This is a genomic window from Yersinia vastinensis, from assembly GCF_044905075.1.
GTDB lineage: Bacteria > Pseudomonadota > Gammaproteobacteria > Enterobacterales > Enterobacteriaceae > Yersinia > Yersinia vastinensis.
Map to the genome: position 1 here is coordinate 1,838,844 of NZ_CP173260.1, position 17,387 is coordinate 1,856,230.

Here is a 17,387-nt window from a genome sequence, read left to right on the forward strand (position 1 = left end):
GAAATCTGTTAGCGTAACGTAAATGGCTAAATTTATAATATTGGTCACTCAGTGGCATTTCTGTTTGTATAATATGGTTAATACCCAATAATAGGAGGTATTGCCGTCAACGAACAAATCGTGCTGGGTGGGTACCCGTCAGCCACTCGGGCAAGAAAGCCGCTAGCATGCTGCGACTTCAGGGAAGAAAGGTAACGACAGACTATGACGTACTTAGACAAGCATACCGGGGGCATAGAATGTCGCTAAAGAAAAGAAATACGCAACGTACATTCGCGTTATATTGCGCTTTAATTTGTAGCGTGATGCCAATATTGACTGCATCAGCGACTGCGCCAGTCATGTCTATAGATTCATCTTCAGCATTGTCAACGTCGCCGCAAAGTATGACGGTCGCACAAAGCCGTTCTCAGCTTTTGGCGACGCTGCCGAAAAACGTCACTCCGCACTATTTTTCTGAGTTAGCGGTACTTTATGCCGCTAATCAAATGCAGCCCATGTGGCAAGATAGAACGGCTGTTCAGCATTTTCAGCAACAATTGGCGGAAGTGGCGCTCTCCGGTATTCAACCGCAATTTATGCAATGGGTGAAATGGCTCAGTGATCCTGACATTACTGGCATGGCTCGTGATGTCATTCTCTCCGATGCGATGTTGGGATATTTACACTTTATCTCAGGCGTCGGGGCCAACGGCAGTGTCTGGCTATATAGCAATGTGCCGTACAAAATGGCGATGCCGCCGGCCACAATTTTAAATCGTTGGCAACAAGCAGTACACGAAGGAACCACTGCACCTTATCTGGCGTCACTGGCTCCCCAACATCCGCAATATGAAAAAATGCATCAGGCATTGAAGCAGATGCTGGCTGACCGTCGCCCATGGCCACAAATGACCAATGGTCCGAGTTTGCGCCCAGGTCAGCTTAGTGACGATATTCCTGCTTTGCGAGAAATTCTTGACCGAACTGGCATGCTGAATCCTGTGGCATCAGCGCCAGTGAAAGCCCCAGAAGTTATCCCGGCCGATAATCCTGCGGTTGCGGCAGTCAATGATGATCTCTCGGTTGATGAAGAGAAAAGTCGCGCCCAAGCGCATAGTCTGGTGGTTAGCCCATCGGCAGCTCCTGTCGCTGACGTTCCGGTGACTGAGGGCGTGGTTGCTCCTGCATCGACAGCTCTGACATCTACTGCCACAGTGACTGATAATGTCTACACACCAGAGTTGATGGAAGCCGTTAAACGTTTTCAACGATGGCATGGGCTGAGTGATGATGGTGTTATCGGCGTCCGTACTCGCGAATGGCTGAATGTTTCTCCACAAATGCGAGCCACGTTATTGGCACTGAATATTCAGCGCTTACGCATTTTGCCGGGACGAGTGGATAACGGCATTATGGTTAACATCCCAAATTATTCTCTGAATTATTATAAGAATGGTACAGAGGTGCTTTCATCCCGCGTGATTGTTGGCCGCCCAAGCCGCAAAACACCGCTGATGAGTAGCGCATTGAATAATGTAGTGGTTAATCCGCCGTGGAACGTGCCGACGTCTTTGGTGCGTCAGGATATCGTGCCGAAAGCGCGTTATGATTCCAGTTATTTCCAGCGCCATGGCTATACCGTGTTGTCTGGTTGGAGTAATGATGCTGAAGTTGTTGACCCGTCAATGATTGACTGGAGCATGATTTCACCGAACAACTTCCCATATCGTCTGCGTCAGGCGCCAGGTGCTAGCAATTCATTGGGGCGATTCAAGTTCAATATGCCAAGCTCTGATGCTATCTATCTGCATGATACGCCGAACCATGGTCTGTTCCAGAAAGATATCCGTGCACTGAGTTCAGGTTGTGTGCGAGTGAATAAAGCTTCTGATTTAGCCAATATGCTGTTGCAAGATGCGGGCTGGAATGATGCGCGAGTTTCATCGACCTTAAAACAGGGAGATACCACTTATGTCAACATTCGCCAGCGTATCCCGGTGCAATTGTATTACCTAACGGCGTGGGTTGCTGATGATGGTAAACCGCAGTTTAGAACAGATATTTACAATTATGATATGACGGTGAGATCAGGTTCACAAATCTCCCAACAGGCTGAACTTTTGCTGCAATAAATGCAGTAAAACTCAATAACTAATGGTCTCAATATCGGGTTGTCTTGTGGGCGCTCAACAGTGAGCGTCCTCTTCCCTAAACTAAACGCACAGTGAATGCGTGCCGAATGCGGGTTGACTGGTTTTCCGTAGGCGGTTATGGTTCGGGACGGCACATTATATAGTGCTTACTTTTGACATTCTTGCCGGGTATTAACAGAGATCATGGATAAAATTGATAATTATCGCCGTAAATGGCTAACGTTAGGCGGGGCGGCGTTGGGTATATCGCTGCTTCCGGGGCAAGCATTCGCTACCCTCTCTACTCCTCGTCCACGTATCTTGACCCTGAATAACCTGAATACAGGTGAGTCCATAAAAGCCGAATTTTTTGACGGTCGAAGCTATAACAAAGATGAACTTTCCCGCTTAAACCATCTATTCCGCGACTATCGGGCCAATAAAGTTAAAACTATCGATCCTCGCTTGTTCGACCAACTCTACCGTTTGCAAGGTCTTCTCGGAACAACTAAACCGGTACAGCTTATTTCAGGCTATCGCTCACTTGATACGAATAATGAACTGCGCGAACGTAGCCGGGGAGTGGCTAAACACAGTTTCCATACTCAAGGGCGAGCGATGGATTTTCATATTGAAGGTATTCAATTGAGTAATATCCGCAAAGCGGCATTAAAAATGCGCGCAGGTGGTGTAGGATATTACCCTCGCAGTAATTTTGTGCATATTGATACTGGGCCGACACGAACCTGGTAAGACGCATTTTTCTGCCAATGCTTTGAGTTTATGGGTTATGGCATTGGGGTTGGAGCTTTATGAAATATCAAATTATTCCGGTGACGGCTTTTAGCCAAAATTGCACTCTCATCTGGTGTGAAGCAACAGGGCAGGCTGCACTTGTGGATCCTGGTGGTGAGGCGACTAAAATCATTGCTGAGGTTGAGCGTCAGGGTGTTAAGGTGAGTCAGATTCTACTGACTCACGGTCATCTGGATCATGTGGGCGCTGCTGCTGAATTAGCCGCACATTTCCAAGCCCCTATTTATGGTCCAGAGAAAGAAGACACTTTTTGGCTAGAAGGCCTACCTGCACAGAGCCGAATGTTTGGTTTAAGCGAATGTGAAGCTTTCACTCCGACTCGCTGGCTGGAAGAGGGTGATAAAATCACGGTGGGTAACATCGAATTATCAGTGTTGCATTGCCCTGGACATACGCCAGGACATATCGTTTTTGTTGATCAACAAGACCGGCTTGCATTGGTGGGAGATGTTATTTTTAATGGTGGTGTTGGGCGCAGTGATTTTCCACGTGGCGATCATCAACAACTGATTAACTCTATCCGGACCAAATTGTTACCTTTGGGAGATGACATGGCCTTTATTCCGGGGCATGGCCCGATGTCTACATTAGGTCACGAACGGCAAACCAATCCATTTATACGTGAAGAACCCGCAATTTGGTGATACGCAGAGTTAATTTTATACTCAACGTTATTGAATAGTAGAAGGGCACCGTCAGGTGCCTTTTTTGCGTTATATTTAATGTTAGCGATTACAGTATTTTGTGAACCAATGATCAGCTATTCGTTGGCGCTACGAACATAATGGCGATTACCATTAGGTCAATATGATGCCTATCCACAGCAAGGCGTAACACAACAACATAAAAGAAATAACTGATATTAACTCGGCATCGTTAGTTGTTGCCGCTTTGAGTTCGTCGTATTACGAGTGCTTTCAATGGAACCTACTATGCCATTTCGTCGTTTCAGACCTAATAAGTTACTGTCCCGGCTCGGCTTTTCTTGCATGGTTTTATTACTATTTCTACTGTTAGGCGCTGTCGTGATTTACGGGCAGACAAAAGCCAATATGCATCAGGATGCTGAGGCCAAGTTATTGCAGGGTAGAGCGCGCTTTGATCAGATATTTAATAACTTACAGCATGCCGCTATTCAGGTCGAAACTGGATTAGGGAAACCCTGCTTACAAGTTGTGCAGAATTTACGCGATCAAGTCGTAATGATTCCGGATGTTCGTTCTGTTTCTTTAGCGAAAGGCACTACGATTTATTGTTCATCTATATATGGCCCGCTCGCGACATCTTTTCATTTAGATGTGTTTATTGATGGGCAATTAGAATTAATGTCGGGTAATGATGTTACCCCTGATCGCGCTTTGATGGTTTACCGACAAGAGCGGGGTGATTACAGCATTTTGGTTGCAGTTGATGGTTATTACTTGCGAAGTATTTTGAATCTCTTAAGTAACGATATTGAGTTGCGACTGAAAGTCGGCAATAAATGGATGGATTCTGCTGGGGTGGTCCATTCAAGTAACCCGACAAATGGAGGCGAGCCTCTATATCTGGCTTCAGAAAAATATGCCTACTCATTAAGTACGACACTCTCACATCAACAATATTTAAATTATGCTTGGCAATATGCACGAGGCAGTTTAATTTTCTTTGTGCTAGTGAGCGTTGGTTCCGCGGTGCTTACTTTTTGGTTATCCGGTAGAGCTGCATCACCTACATTGGTATTAAGGCACGCATTAGAAAATAACGAATTTATTCCCTATATGCAGCCGATTGTTTCCGGCAAAGACCAATGCTGGGTGGGCTGTGAAGTATTAATGCGTTGGCAACACCCACGTCAGGGGCTTATTCAGCCGAATAAGTTTATTCCGATGGCTGAAGACAATGGACTCATTGTGCCGATGACTCGCTCAATTATGCAGCAAGTGAGTGCAAAATTTGCACCTTATGTGAATCAATTACCTGAAGGTTTCCACTTTGGCTTTAATATTAGTGCTAGTCATTGCCGCGATTTAAGTTTGGTAGATGATTGTCGAAACTTTATTCAGGCTTTTGGTGGCAATAAGATTAATATCACGCTGGAATTAACTGAGCGTAAATTGATTATTGCAGATGAAACCACTGACAGATTATTTGCAGAATTGCATGCTTTAGGGGTTTTTATTGCCATTGATGATTTTGGTACTGGGCATTCGAGTCTGACTTATTTGCAAAAATTTAAAGTCGATTTTATAAAAATTGACCAAAGTTTTGTTGGGATGATTGGTTCAGATGCTCTGTCGAGCCACATTGTGGGAAATGTTATCGATCTAGCTACTCGGCTGGGGTTGCAAACCATTGCCGAAGGAGTGGAAAACGATACCCAAATGCGTTACTTGCAAGCCCATAAGGTGGATTATCTACAAGGTTATATGTACGGACGACCAATGCCAATGGCAGAATTTGCCAAATATATGTTCCATTAAGATTTTTTGTACTGATATATAAAACAAAGGGTGCCTAAGGCACCCTTTTTACAATCAGTCACGGAGTTTTATTAGAGCACAGCAACGATAGCTTCACACAGTGGAGCCATATTGTCTGGTGTCATGCCGGCAACGTTAACACGGCCAGAGTTTACGGCGTAAACAGCAAACTCATTGCGCAGACGCAGAACTTGTTCTTTGGTTAGACCGCTGAACGAGAACATGCCGTTCTGGTTAATGATAAAGCTAAAATCTTGCTGAGCGCCTTTTTCCTGCAAGGTATTAACAAACAACTGACGCATGCGGTGAATACGCTGGCGCATATCAGTCAGTTCTTGTTCCCAAATTGCGCGTAGCGCAGGGGTGCTGAGTATAGTCGCAACCACAGAAGCACCATGGGCTGGTGGGTTGGAATAGTTAGCACGGATAACGGCTTTAACCTGACTAAAAGCAATATCTGCCACTTCGCTGTTCGCGGCAACGACGGTACATGCCCCAACACGCTCATTGTACAGGCCGAAGTTTTTAGAATAAGAACTGCACACGATCAGTTCTTGATGCTTGGCGGCAAAAATACGTAGGCCCTGAGCATCTTCTTCTAAACCTTTGGCAAAACCTTGATAGGCAAAGTCAAACAGTGGCAACCAACCTTTCGCCACAGACAGTTCAGCCAATTGGCTCCACTGGGCCTCTGTCGGGTCTATCCCTGTTGGGTTATGGCAGCAGCCATGGAACAACACTACGTCGCCTGCTTGCGCTTCTGACAGGCTATTTAATAAGCCATCGAAGTCCAGTGCATGGTTTGCTGCGTCATAATAGGCATATTCAACCACTTCTAATCCGGCTGCAGCGAAGATGTTTTTATGGTTTGGCCAGCTTGGATTGCTGACCCAGACACGTTTGGCGCTGGTTTGGTGGGCAATAAAGTCAGCAGCGATACGTAATCCGCCAGTCCCACCCGGGGTTTGAGCCGTACGCGCACGTTTATCAGTAATGATGGCGCTATTAGCACCGAATAACAGTTCCTGAGTGCAGCTAGCGAAAACGGGCAGGCCATCAATACCCAGATAGTTTTTAGTAACTTCATTTTCCAGCAAATACTGCTCAGCTTTTTTTACGCTGGTCAGCACCGGCGTCTTCCCGGTTTCGTCTTTGTAGACACCGATCCCCAGGTTGATTTTATTAGGGCGGTCATCCGCGCGGAAAATATCGGTCAGGCCCAGAATTGGGTCCGCAGGTGCAGCAGTGATTTTTTCAAACATGTCAGAGGCTTCCATGGCTTAGCGTTAAGCAAACAGAACCCTCAGGGTAGCGCCAGTTGCGGTCTTTGCCAACCGTTTGCGAGAAAAAGAAATGAATGTTGTGAGGCAGGAGGATTCAGGGTGAAAAATCGGCACAATAGGCCAATCTACAGCGGAATATCCCTATATTGGCGATGGGATAAAACAAAAAGACAGAGCCGAGGCTCTGTCTTTTTTAACTTACTTCAGCAGGTAAACTGCATGATTAAGTCTGACTTAGAACTGGTAAACCAAGCCAACACCAACAACGTCATCAGTGTTCAGACCGTTAGCAACGGTAAACTTGTCTTCGTCCAGCAAGTTGATTTTGTAATCAACATAGGTAGACATGTTTTTGTTGAAGTAGTAGTAAGTACCAACAGAAACATATTTCAACAGGTCATGGTTAGTATCTGTGTTGTTGTTCAGATCCTTACCTTTGGACTGAACGTAGCCCAGAGATGGACGCAGACCGAAGTCGAACTGGTACTGTGCAGTGATTTCAATATCACGAGTTTTGTTCGCGATAGCGTCGTTACCGAACGGAGTCAAGTTCTGAGTTTCTGCATACATTGCTGCCAAGTATACGTTGTTAGCGTCGTATTTAGCACCAACGTTCCATGCTTGAGCTTTATCACCTTCAGCAACATACAGATTACTCAGGTGAGCATTTTTCTGAGCAGTGGTACGGTTAGCTGTAGAGTAACCAGCACCGAAGCTTACGCCGTAACCGATGTCATAAGTAGAAGACAGACCGAAGCCATCGCCGTTCTGAGTAGTCAACAGACCATCACGGCCATTTTCGTTTTTGCCTTGGTATTGCAGGGCAAAGTTCAGGCCGTCAACCAGACCGAAGAAGTTGGTGTTACGGTAAGTCGCCAGACCAGTAGAACGACCAGTCATGTAGTTGTCAGAGTTGGAGATTGAATCACCACCGAACACTGGCAGCATGTCAGTCCATGCGTTGACATCATAGATAACGCCGTAGTTACGGCCGTAGTCGAATGAACCGAACTCAGCAAATTTCAGACCAGCGAAGCCCAGACGAGTTTTGTTGCCATCAGCGCCTTGAGATTCAGCGTTGTTAGCCTGAATGTTGTATTCCCACTGGCCGTAACCGGTCAGTTGGTCAGTAATTTGGGTTTCACCTTTGAAGCCGAAACGAACATAAGATTCGTCGCCGTCTTGTTTAGCGTTATCAGAGAACTGGTGACGCGCGTCAACTTTACCGTACAGGTCAAGTTTGTTGCCGTCTTTGTTGTAGATTTCTGCTGCATTAGCCGCGCCAGCCACTAACAATGCTGGGATTACTACTGCAAGAATATTGCGCTTCATCATTATTATTACCCTCATTGGTGTTATTCGGACACCTGCCACTGCCGCCAATAATTTTTTTGGAACTATTGTTGAGAGTTTGGTGTCGTCTGTGTCTGAACGCAGTGTTCCATTCACAGGCCCTATAATCCACACCGAAAATGCTACCAATTACCAGAATATGTTTCATTGGGATACTATGTGTTACAAAATGTAAATATCAGGGAACTTTGTGACTTGGATCGAACTTTGAAAAATGAAAAAAGCCAGCAGGGCTGGCTTTTTTTTATACAAAAAGACAATTATTTTCTAAATGACAAACTTAGAAACTGGCATTTCTTGGTGTGCGTGGGAATGGAATGACATCCCGAACGTTTTGAACTCCTGTTACATATGAGATCAAGCGCTCAAATCCAAGGCCAAAACCTGAATGTGGCACAGTGCCGTAGCGACGCAGATCACGATACCACCAATAATCTTCTTTATTGAGGCCCATTTCCGCCAGACGGGCATCCAACACATCTAAACGTTCTTCACGCTGTGAACCACCGATGATTTCACCAATACCTGGAGCAAGAACATCCATTGCTGCCACGGTTTTACCATCTTCATTCATACGCATATAGAAAGCTTTAATGTCTTTCGGGTAGTTTTTAACCACCACCGGTGCTTTAAAGTGTTTCTCAGCCAAATAGCGCTCATGTTCAGAGGACAAATCAATGCCCCAAGACACGTCGTTCTCAAATTTCTGGCCGGATGCCAGCAAGATTTCAATGGCGTCGGTATAGTCAACTTGAGCAAAGTCAGAGGTGACAAAGCGCTGCAAGCGATCGACAGCATCTTTATCGACGCGCTCGGCAAAGAATTTCATATCATCGGCACGTTCGTTTAGCACAGCCTGGAAAACGTACTTCAGCATTTTCTCGGCCAAACCGGCAACGTCATCTAATGAAGCGAAAGCAACTTCAGGTTCGACCATCCAGAATTCAGCCAAATGACGACTGGTGTTGGAGTTTTCCGCACGGAAAGTTGGGCCAAAAGTGTAAACTTTTGATAACGCGCTGGCGTAGGTTTCGCCGTTCAACTGGCCAGATACAGTCAGGAAGGCTTCTTTACCGAAGAAATCCTCGCTGAAATCAACTGCACCCGACTCTGTGCGTGGCAAGTTTTCCAGATCCAATGTAGATACACGGAACATTTCACCAGCCCCTTCAGTGTCTGAAGCGGTGATCAATGGGGTAGAAACCCAGAAATAACCATTCTCATCGAAGAAACGATGGATGGCTTGCGCCAAAGTATGGCGAACACGTGCAACGGCACCGATCAGGTTGGTACGTGGGCGCAAATGTGCAACTTCACGTAAATATTCGATGCTGTGACGTTTAGCGGCCATAGGGTAGGTATCGGGATCATCCACCCAACCGACCACTTTGATAGCCGTTGCCTGAATCTCAAAACTTTGGCCTTCACCCGGTGATGCAACCACGGTTCCGGTCACTTCAACGGAACAGCCGGTAGTCAGGTGCAGCACTTCATCCTGATAATTCGGCAAAGTATTATTCACGACGGCCTGTAACGGGTCAAAGCAGGAACCGTCATAAACGGCAACGAAGGAGATACCCGCTTTAGAATCTCTCCGGGTACGCACCCAACCGCGTACGGTGACTTCACTGTCAACCGCAGCACGGCCTTGCAGTACGTCGACTACAGGCACTACGCTCATAGATTTCTCTCTTTAATAGTTAGCCCTTTGCACTTGAAGCGACAGGGAGGGTTAGCAGCCTACCTGTTGCGCCAATGACTTTGGGTATAAAAATAGTGAATAACCCAACAAAATGGGGATATTGCTATGTTACTTGTGGCAGGGCAGGACACAAGTAGAAATCACCAGATCAGTGCAACATTTCTGTCGTTAGCTTAAATAAAGACGGCATAAATCGAAGTGAAGTTTAATCGAAGGGAAAGTTGCGGGTGGAAAGTGTCTGTATTTGGGATAGTCGGATAATATTAACCCGACTATCCCTCAACGTATTGGCAGTATATTAGCTGGCTTTTTTAACCAAGGGCAGGGCAAAGGCTTCACGCAATTCAGCTACAAAAGCGGGATCCTGACAAATAGTTTTACCTGGGCTGTCAGAAAGTTTAGCGACTGGCTTATCGTTGCACTCAACCAACTTAATCACAATATTAAGTGGTTTCACTCCTGGGATATCACAGGTGAGCCGCGTGCCAATCCCAAAGACTAATTTAATCCGCTGGTAGAAATGGCGATACAGCGATAGTGCCTTTTCCAAGTCCAAATTATCCGAGAACACCAATGTTTTGCTCATAGGGTCAATGCCCAGTTTTTCATAATGAGCAATGGCTTTTTCACCCCACTCAACAGGATCACCTGAATCGTGTCGCAAACCCTGATAACGATTAGCGAACTCTTCACCAAAATCGCGCAGAAATGCATCCATGGTTATGCAGTCGGTTAATGCGACCCCAAGTTGACTGGGATACTCATCTAACCAAACTTGTAGCGCGACGCGCTGGCTGTTAGCCAGAACCGGGCTTATCTGTTGGTGAGCCTGAAACCATTCATGGGCCTGAGTGCCAACCGGCGCTAAAGCCAACTCGCGTGCTAAATCATAATTACTGGTTCCGACCAGATAGGGGAACTCATCTTTCAAGCTGCTGACAATCGCATTTTGTATCTCGCGAGAGAAACGACGGCGAGTACCAAAATCCATCAACTTAAAATGAGTAATGTCGATATCGGCACTGAGTGCTTTAAATTGCTGCAATTTGTGGCGTAATTGCTCGACAGCCTGGGCTGGCGTGACATGCACAGAGCGACGGCGATGTACTATTTCGCTGATAACCGCCAGTAATGGTACTTCCCATAGAATCGTTTCACACCATAGCCCGGTAATACGAATATCTAATTTTCCCTCTTTATCCGATACGGTGACTTGCTCAGGGTTAAAACGGAAATCCCGTAACCAGCTCAGGTAGTCATCTTGGAAGAAAGGTAAGCCCGAGAGATAGGTAAACTCGTCATCAGACAGCGCCAATTGGCTCATCAGCGTTATTTGATGGCGTATCTCGTCGGCATATTCGCCCAGCAACTCATCACCACGGCAGCGAAATTCCGCGGCAACGGTAATATGGCGATAACGATGGAACACTGCTTGTTGCATATGAAGCTTATAAGCATCTGTATCAAGCAATGAAGTCAAAATCGGTGAGGCGTCTTGGGTCATGGCGCTATACAGCATCCTCGTAGGAGCATTTTCCACAGTCGGCATAATCTAAAAGTCGCAGGAGTATACCGGTATTATCCTGTTATTGAAGCCTCATCACACCATAAATGCTAATCAGAGGTCTAGGATTAAACGTGCCATTATCCGCCAAGTGACTCTTTTCTTAAATGAGCAGTGCGATAAAAGCTAATTTTTTAGGCAGTTAGATGAAGCAAAGAAATATATTGTCTTAAAAAAGATAGGGTTATTAGCTTGATCCGCATGGGTTATCAACTAGGTTTTTTTCACAGTTGTGATACATTGAAAAACTATCTGAGTCTGGGGCAAAGCCGCTAACTGCATGGCTTTTTACTGAGCGATATTCTCTGTCATTCCGCGCTTCTGAGCCTAAACAATCATAACGGCAGACTGGATAACCATATTCACTGATGACGTCAAAAGGGTTTTTATGACACAACAGCCGCAAGCTAAATACCGTCACGATTATAAATCGCCGGATTACACCATTACCGATATCGATCTGGACTTCGCGCTAGATGCGCAGAAAACGACAGTAACGGCGGTCAGTAAAGTTAAACGTCAGGGAGTAGACGGAGCACCGCTGGTCCTCAATGGTGAAGATCTCACGTTAATCAGTATCAGCGTAGATGGGCAAGCATGGCCTCATTATCAGCTACAAGATAATTCGCTAGTGATTGAACAGCTGCCAGCGCATTTCACACTGACAATTATTAATGATATTCATCCGGCGAAAAACAGTGCGTTGGAAGGGTTATATTTATCCGGTGAGGCATTGTGTACACAATGCGAAGCTGAAGGTTTCCGTCATATTACCTATTATTTAGACCGCCCAGATGTGCTGGCTCGTTTTACGACACGCATCGTTGCGGATAAATCGCTTTATCCATATTTACTCTCTAACGGTAACCCGGTGGGGAAAGGCATTTTAGACGATGGTCGCCATTGGATTAAGTGGGAAGACCCATTCCCAAAACCTTGCTATCTATTTGCGCTAGTGGCCGGTGATTTTGATGTCCTACGTGATAAATTTATTACTCGTTCTGGCCGCGAAGTTGCTCTGGAGCTTTTTGTTGACCGTGGTAATTTGGATCGTGCCGATTGGGCAATGACCTCGTTGAAGAATGCCATGAAATGGGATGAAACCCGTTTTGGCCTAGAATACGACCTCGACATCTATATGATTGTGGCGGTTGATTTCTTCAATATGGGTGCAATGGAAAATAAAGGGCTGAATGTATTTAATTCAAAATATGTTTTGGCAAAGGCTGAAACAGCGACAGATAAAGATTATCTGAATATCGAAGCTGTTATTGGTCATGAGTATTTCCATAATTGGACTGGTAACCGTGTGACTTGCCGAGATTGGTTCCAGTTAAGTCTGAAAGAAGGGTTAACCGTATTTCGTGATCAGGAGTTTAGTTCTGATTTAGGTTCACGCTCTGTTAACCGCATTGAGAATGTGCGGGTCATGCGTGCAGCACAGTTTGCAGAAGATGCCAGCCCGATGGCTCATGCCATTCGCCCGGATAAAGTGATTGAAATGAACAACTTCTACACTTTAACGGTGTATGAGAAGGGTTCAGAAGTTATCCGCATGATGCATACATTATTGGGTGAGCAGCAATTCCAAGCGGGTATGCAGCTCTATTTTGAACGCCATGACGGCAGCGCGGCCACCTGTGATGATTTTGTGCAGGCAATGGAGGATGCTTCGAATGTTGACCTGTCTCTATTCCGTCGCTGGTATAGCCAATCGGGCACGCCAATACTGACCGTTCGTGATGATTATGATGCCGAAAAGCAGCAATATCATTTACACGTGAGTCAAAAAACATTACCAACCGCTGATCAGCCGGAAAAGTTGCCACTGCATATTCCATTGGATATTGAGTTATATGACAGCAAAGGTAATGTGATTGCACTACAGCGAAATGGTTTGCCGGTGCATCATGTGTTGAATGTGACGGAAGCTGAACAGACCTTTACCTTTGATAATGTTGAGCACCCACCGATTCCTTCTTTATTGCGTGAGTTTTCCGCGCCGGTCAAATTGGATTATACCTACAGTGACCAGCAACTGACGTTCCTGATGCAGCATGCGCGCAATGAATTTTCTCGTTGGGATGCGGCACAAAGTTTGCTGGCAACCTATATCAAACTCAATGTTGCCAAATACCAACAGAAACAACCATTGAGCTTACCGAGTCACGTGGCAGATGCTTTCCGCGCAATATTACTTGATGAAAATCTTGATCCGGCTTTAGCTGCACAGATCCTGACATTGCCATCGGAAAATGAAATTGCGGAGCTGTTTACCATTATTGATCCGCAGGCGATCAGCGCAGTACATGAAGCGATAACCCGCTGTCTGGCGAATGAATTGTCTGATGAGCTGTTGGCTGTTTACGTGGCGAATATAACGCCGGTCTATCGTATTGAACATGGCGATATTGCCAAGCGAGCACTGCGCAATACGTGCTTGAATTATTTGGCGTTTGGTGATGAAGACTTTGCTAACAAGCTGGTCTCTTCACAATATCATCAGGCTGATAATATGACGGACTCTCTGGCAGCCTTGGCCGCGGCTGTTGCTGCGCAGTTGCCATGCCGGGACGAATTACTGGCGGCCTTTGATGTCCGCTGGAACCATGATGGCTTGGTGATGGATAAATGGTTCGCACTGCAAGCAATGAGTCCTGCCGTGGATGTATTGGCGCAGGTGCGTGGGTTGCTGAAACATCCCGCCTTTAGTTTGAGTAATCCAAACCGTACTCGTTCACTGGTAGGTAGTTTTGCCTCCGGTAATCCAGCAGCTTTCCACGCAACAGATGGCAGCGGTTATCAATTCCTGGTGGAAATACTCAGTGACTTGAATACCCGTAATCCGCAAGTTGCTGCTCGCTTAATTGAGCCACTGATTCGCTTGAAACGCTACGACGCAGGGCGTCAAGCTTTGATGCGCCAGGCATTGGAACAACTCAAAGTACTGGAAAATCTATCCGGTGATTTGTTCGAGAAGATCACCAAAGCCTTAGCGGCATAAGATGTAGGCACATAAAAAAATAGAGGGCAGTGATGCCCTCTATTTTATGATTACCACGGCAGTTGATATCAATACTCTTTGCATGGCTTTACCTCGCAAACGTTTACTTTCCTGAAAGATGAATTTACCATTCCCGCATCAACGGCTTGTCATCGCTCGCTCAGGAGATTACATGTACTATCCTCTCGTCAAAAAAGCACTGTTTCAGCTTGATCCAGAACGTGCCCATGAGTTCACTTTCCGTCAGTTAAAACGAGTCACTGGCACTCCGCTTGAGTTTCTGGTTCGCCAGTCAGTGCCAACCAAAACGGTAAGCTGTATGGGATTGTCATTTAAAAACCCAGTGGGCCTGGCTGCGGGTCTGGATAAAGACGGCGAGTGTATTGATGCTTTAGGCGCTATGGGATTTGGTTTTATCGAAGTGGGGACTGTGACACCACGGCCACAATCAGGTAATGACAAGCCAAGACTCTTTAGGATCGTTGAAGCCGAAGGCTTGATCAACCGTATGGGATTTAATAACCACGGGGTTGATAACTTAATTGAAAACGTCAAGAAATCACATTTCGGCGGTATTTTAGGCATTAATATTGGTAAGAATAAAGATACTCCGGTAGAACAAGGTAAAGACGATTACTTGATTTGTATGGACAAAATATATCCTTACGCTGGATATATTGCGATTAATATCTCCTCACCTAATACACCGGGGTTACGCTCCTTACAGTATGGTGAAGCTCTGGATGATTTGTTAGCTGCAATTAAAAATAAACAAACTGAATTACACCAACGACATCATAAGTATGTTCCAGTAGCAGTAAAGATCGCCCCGGATCTTACTGAAGAAGAATTGATCCAAATAGCCGATAGTTTGGTTCGTCATAATATAGATGGTGTAATTGCTACTAATACAACTTTAGACCGTTCTCTCATTCAAGGTTTAAATTATTGCGAACAAGCCGGTGGTTTAAGCGGCCGTCCATTACAATTACACAGTACTGAAGTGATTCGTCGCTTATCACAAGAACTGCAAGGGCGTTTGCCTATTATCGGTGTGGGTGGAATTGACTCTGTTATTGCCGCCCGTGAAAAAATGGCTGCCGGTGCTTCATTGATTCAAATTTATTCCGGATTTATCTTCCGCGGACCAGGTTTGATTAAGAATATCGTTACTCATATCTAATTATTTATCTTCTTTACTTGTCTGGGGGTTTATTTATTCCCCCAGCTCGTCTATATTTTGTTCCATAGATTAAATATACACCAAAAACCTTATATGAATTTAGTCTCATTTGATGGGTGAAAACCCAGTCATTGAATCAATGATGTTGGCAGTATGGCGGGAAGGATAAAATATGCGGATTAAACCAGACGATAAATGGCGTTGGTATTTTGATACCGAACATGACCGACTTATGTTGGATTTAGCTAATGGTATGATATTTCGTTCGCGTTTCCCGTCAAAAATGCTCACTCCTGATGCTTTTGGTGAAGCTGCATTCTGTGTTGATGATGCTGCGCTCTATTTTGAATTCGAAGATCAATGTCGCCAAATTAAAATGGGCCATGAACAACGTTCAGAATTGATATTAAATGCTCTGGTTGCATTTCGCTTTTTAAAACCATTAATGCCTAAAAGCTGGTATTTTGCACAACAGACAAAAAACTGGGTGCCGCAAAATGCTGAACTGGCCGCAGTCAAAGTTTTGGACAGTGGTGAAGAAATTAGTTTGTTGGTGGTTGAATCTGGCGACTCTGCCAGTTTGTGCTTATTAGCACAGCCTCAGGTAATATTAGCTGGGCGTCAGCTAATATTGGGTGATGCAATAAAGATAATGAATGACCGTTTGTTGCCGCTAGTGATTGAAACCAGCTACATCGCACCAGCCTATGACCGGGCGATGTAATTCCTTTCATCTTTCAAGCCCAATGGCGTTGGCTGATTGTGTTATTAAGCTGTTTATTTGCCGCCGAGGGTAATATCCCCTTTGGGTATACAGCTACAGCAAAGAATCGTCCCATCATTACCGATAGCACTCTGTTTTAAAGGTGCGACCTCGCCATTGACCAAGGTAATTCTGCAACTACCGCATATCCCCGCCCGACAAGAATAGGGTATACGAATATTTTGCTGTTCTAATTGTTCCAACAATACTTGCTGATTATTACCGTTAAAACGGATACCGTTATATTCAATAGAGACAGTTTTCGATTGATCTTGTGGTGCTGCAAGGCTTTCAACCACGGCACCGGCACGGTATGGACGTGGCGGTTTGGTTGACAGAATTTCGACCTCATCCCCAACCCGAATAATACCGCTGTTTCTGGCCACCATATTCTGACCAAAATCAATATCACCATTTTCAGCGGTTCGGAATGTCTGTAAAGTCTGCAAAGGTTCGCCGGTAGGGTGTTTTCGTCCGCGTTCAACACTGACGGTCGTTAATACACAGCGGCTGCACGGTTTAACCAAATCAAAGGTAATATCACCCACTCGGATGACCTGCCAACCGTCTTCGGCAAATGCCGTAGCACCCGTCACCACTAAATTGGGCCGAAACTGTTCCAGCTTAATACTGCCAGGGCAACGTTGCTGTAATTCTTTAAACGATGCTTCATTGATCAGTAAATAAGGGAAGCCATCAGCAAAGGTGAGTGGAATTTCCGGCATCGGTTTTACCCGGCGGGTTAATTCTGGTCCAAGCCAGCGTAATTGGACTTCGCGCTGAAAATAGTCACTGAGCCAGTTGTTGATAGCGGCTGGAGCGATGAGCGCGGTAAAATGGTTCCCCCATACTTCAGTCGGTTCCGCATTGGCTAAAAAATCACTAAAGCGGATACTGGCACTCTCGCCATCGGGGGCAGTGAGATATAAACCATCTGGCATTAATGCCGGGGTAAACATGACCATCTTCGGATATTGGCGCGCAGTAATGAAAGTGCCATCCGGTTCGGTAATCATAAATGCGCGGTCAAAAGCCAGCCCACTGCTGCAAACTTGAGCATGAGAAAGCTGCAAGCCGCGCATGGATTTCACTGGATGAACATAAAGTCGGGAGAGGGTAATCACCATTATCTCCGTGCGAGTA

Annotated in this window: 12 protein-coding genes; 7 read left to right on the forward strand and 5 right to left on the reverse strand. The window is 45.6% G+C overall.

What is annotated here, in order from left to right:
- Positions 1-239 precede the first annotated feature (239 nt).
- The 4 genes from ldtD (at position 240) to ACIOG0_RS08520 (ending at position 5,392) form a co-directional block, all read left to right on the forward strand.
- Entirely contained in the window at positions 240-2,114 is a 1,875-nt protein-coding gene (gene ldtD / locus ACIOG0_RS08505) for a L,D-transpeptidase (RefSeq protein ID WP_050097136.1), read from the forward strand.
- 204 nt (positions 2,115-2,318) lie between these two features.
- Positions 2,319-2,867, forward strand: coding sequence for a YcbK family protein (locus ACIOG0_RS08510; protein ID WP_050097137.1), 549 nt, complete (start codon positions 2,319-2,321; stop codon positions 2,865-2,867).
- Positions 2,868-2,926: 59 nt separating this feature from the next.
- Complete coding sequence (locus ACIOG0_RS08515; protein WP_050097138.1) at positions 2,927-3,574, forward strand: MBL fold metallo-hydrolase; 648 nt, start codon at positions 2,927-2,929, stop codon at positions 3,572-3,574.
- Positions 3,575-3,862: 288 nt separating this feature from the next.
- Positions 3,863-5,392, forward strand: a complete 1,530-nt coding sequence (locus tag ACIOG0_RS08520) for a cyclic diguanylate phosphodiesterase (RefSeq protein ID WP_050097139.1) — start codon at positions 3,863-3,865, stop codon at positions 5,390-5,392.
- 71 nt (positions 5,393-5,463) lie between these two features.
- Here the strand turns inward: ACIOG0_RS08520 and ACIOG0_RS08525 are convergent, their stop codons facing one another.
- The 4 genes from ACIOG0_RS08525 to pncB form a co-directional block, all read right to left on the reverse strand.
- On the reverse strand, positions 5,464-6,654 hold the full coding sequence (locus ACIOG0_RS08525; protein WP_050097140.1) for an amino acid aminotransferase: 1,191 nt from the start codon (positions 6,652-6,654) through the stop codon (positions 5,464-5,466).
- 255 nt (positions 6,655-6,909) lie between these two features.
- Entirely contained in the window at positions 6,910-8,007 is a 1,098-nt protein-coding gene (ompF, locus tag ACIOG0_RS08530; protein WP_164908309.1) for a porin OmpF, read from the reverse strand.
- Between the two features lie 301 nt (positions 8,008-8,308).
- The gene (asnS, locus tag ACIOG0_RS08535) at positions 8,309-9,709 is read right to left on the reverse strand and encodes an asparagine--tRNA ligase (protein ID WP_050097142.1); all 1,401 of its coding nucleotides are present in this window, start codon (positions 9,707-9,709) and stop codon (positions 8,309-8,311) included.
- A 319-nt stretch (positions 9,710-10,028) separates the two neighbouring features.
- Complete coding sequence (gene pncB / locus ACIOG0_RS08540; protein ID WP_128450868.1) at positions 10,029-11,234, reverse strand: nicotinate phosphoribosyltransferase; 1,206 nt, start codon at positions 11,232-11,234, stop codon at positions 10,029-10,031.
- A 448-nt stretch (positions 11,235-11,682) separates the two neighbouring features.
- On the opposite strand from pncB, the gene pepN reads away from it, so the two are divergent.
- The 3 genes from pepN to ACIOG0_RS08555 all read left to right on the forward strand — a co-directional run bounded on the left by pepN (position 11,683) and on the right by ACIOG0_RS08555 (position 16,205).
- A complete protein-coding gene (gene pepN, locus ACIOG0_RS08545; protein ID WP_050097144.1) occupies positions 11,683-14,298 on the forward strand; it encodes an aminopeptidase N in 2,616 nt (871 codons plus the stop codon).
- A 172-nt stretch (positions 14,299-14,470) separates the two neighbouring features.
- On the forward strand, positions 14,471-15,481 hold the full coding sequence (gene pyrD, locus ACIOG0_RS08550; RefSeq protein WP_050097145.1) for a quinone-dependent dihydroorotate dehydrogenase: 1,011 nt from the start codon (positions 14,471-14,473) through the stop codon (positions 15,479-15,481).
- Between the two features lie 172 nt (positions 15,482-15,653).
- Positions 15,654-16,205 (forward strand): cell division protein ZapC, encoded by a 552-nt coding sequence (locus ACIOG0_RS08555; protein WP_050097146.1) that lies wholly within the window; start codon positions 15,654-15,656, stop codon positions 16,203-16,205.
- 53 nt (positions 16,206-16,258) lie between these two features.
- Here the strand turns inward: ACIOG0_RS08555 and ACIOG0_RS08560 are convergent, their stop codons facing one another.
- The gene (locus ACIOG0_RS08560; RefSeq protein WP_128450867.1) at positions 16,259-17,371 is read right to left on the reverse strand and encodes a YcbX family protein; all 1,113 of its coding nucleotides are present in this window, start codon (positions 17,369-17,371) and stop codon (positions 16,259-16,261) included.
- Positions 17,372-17,387 lie beyond the last annotated feature (16 nt).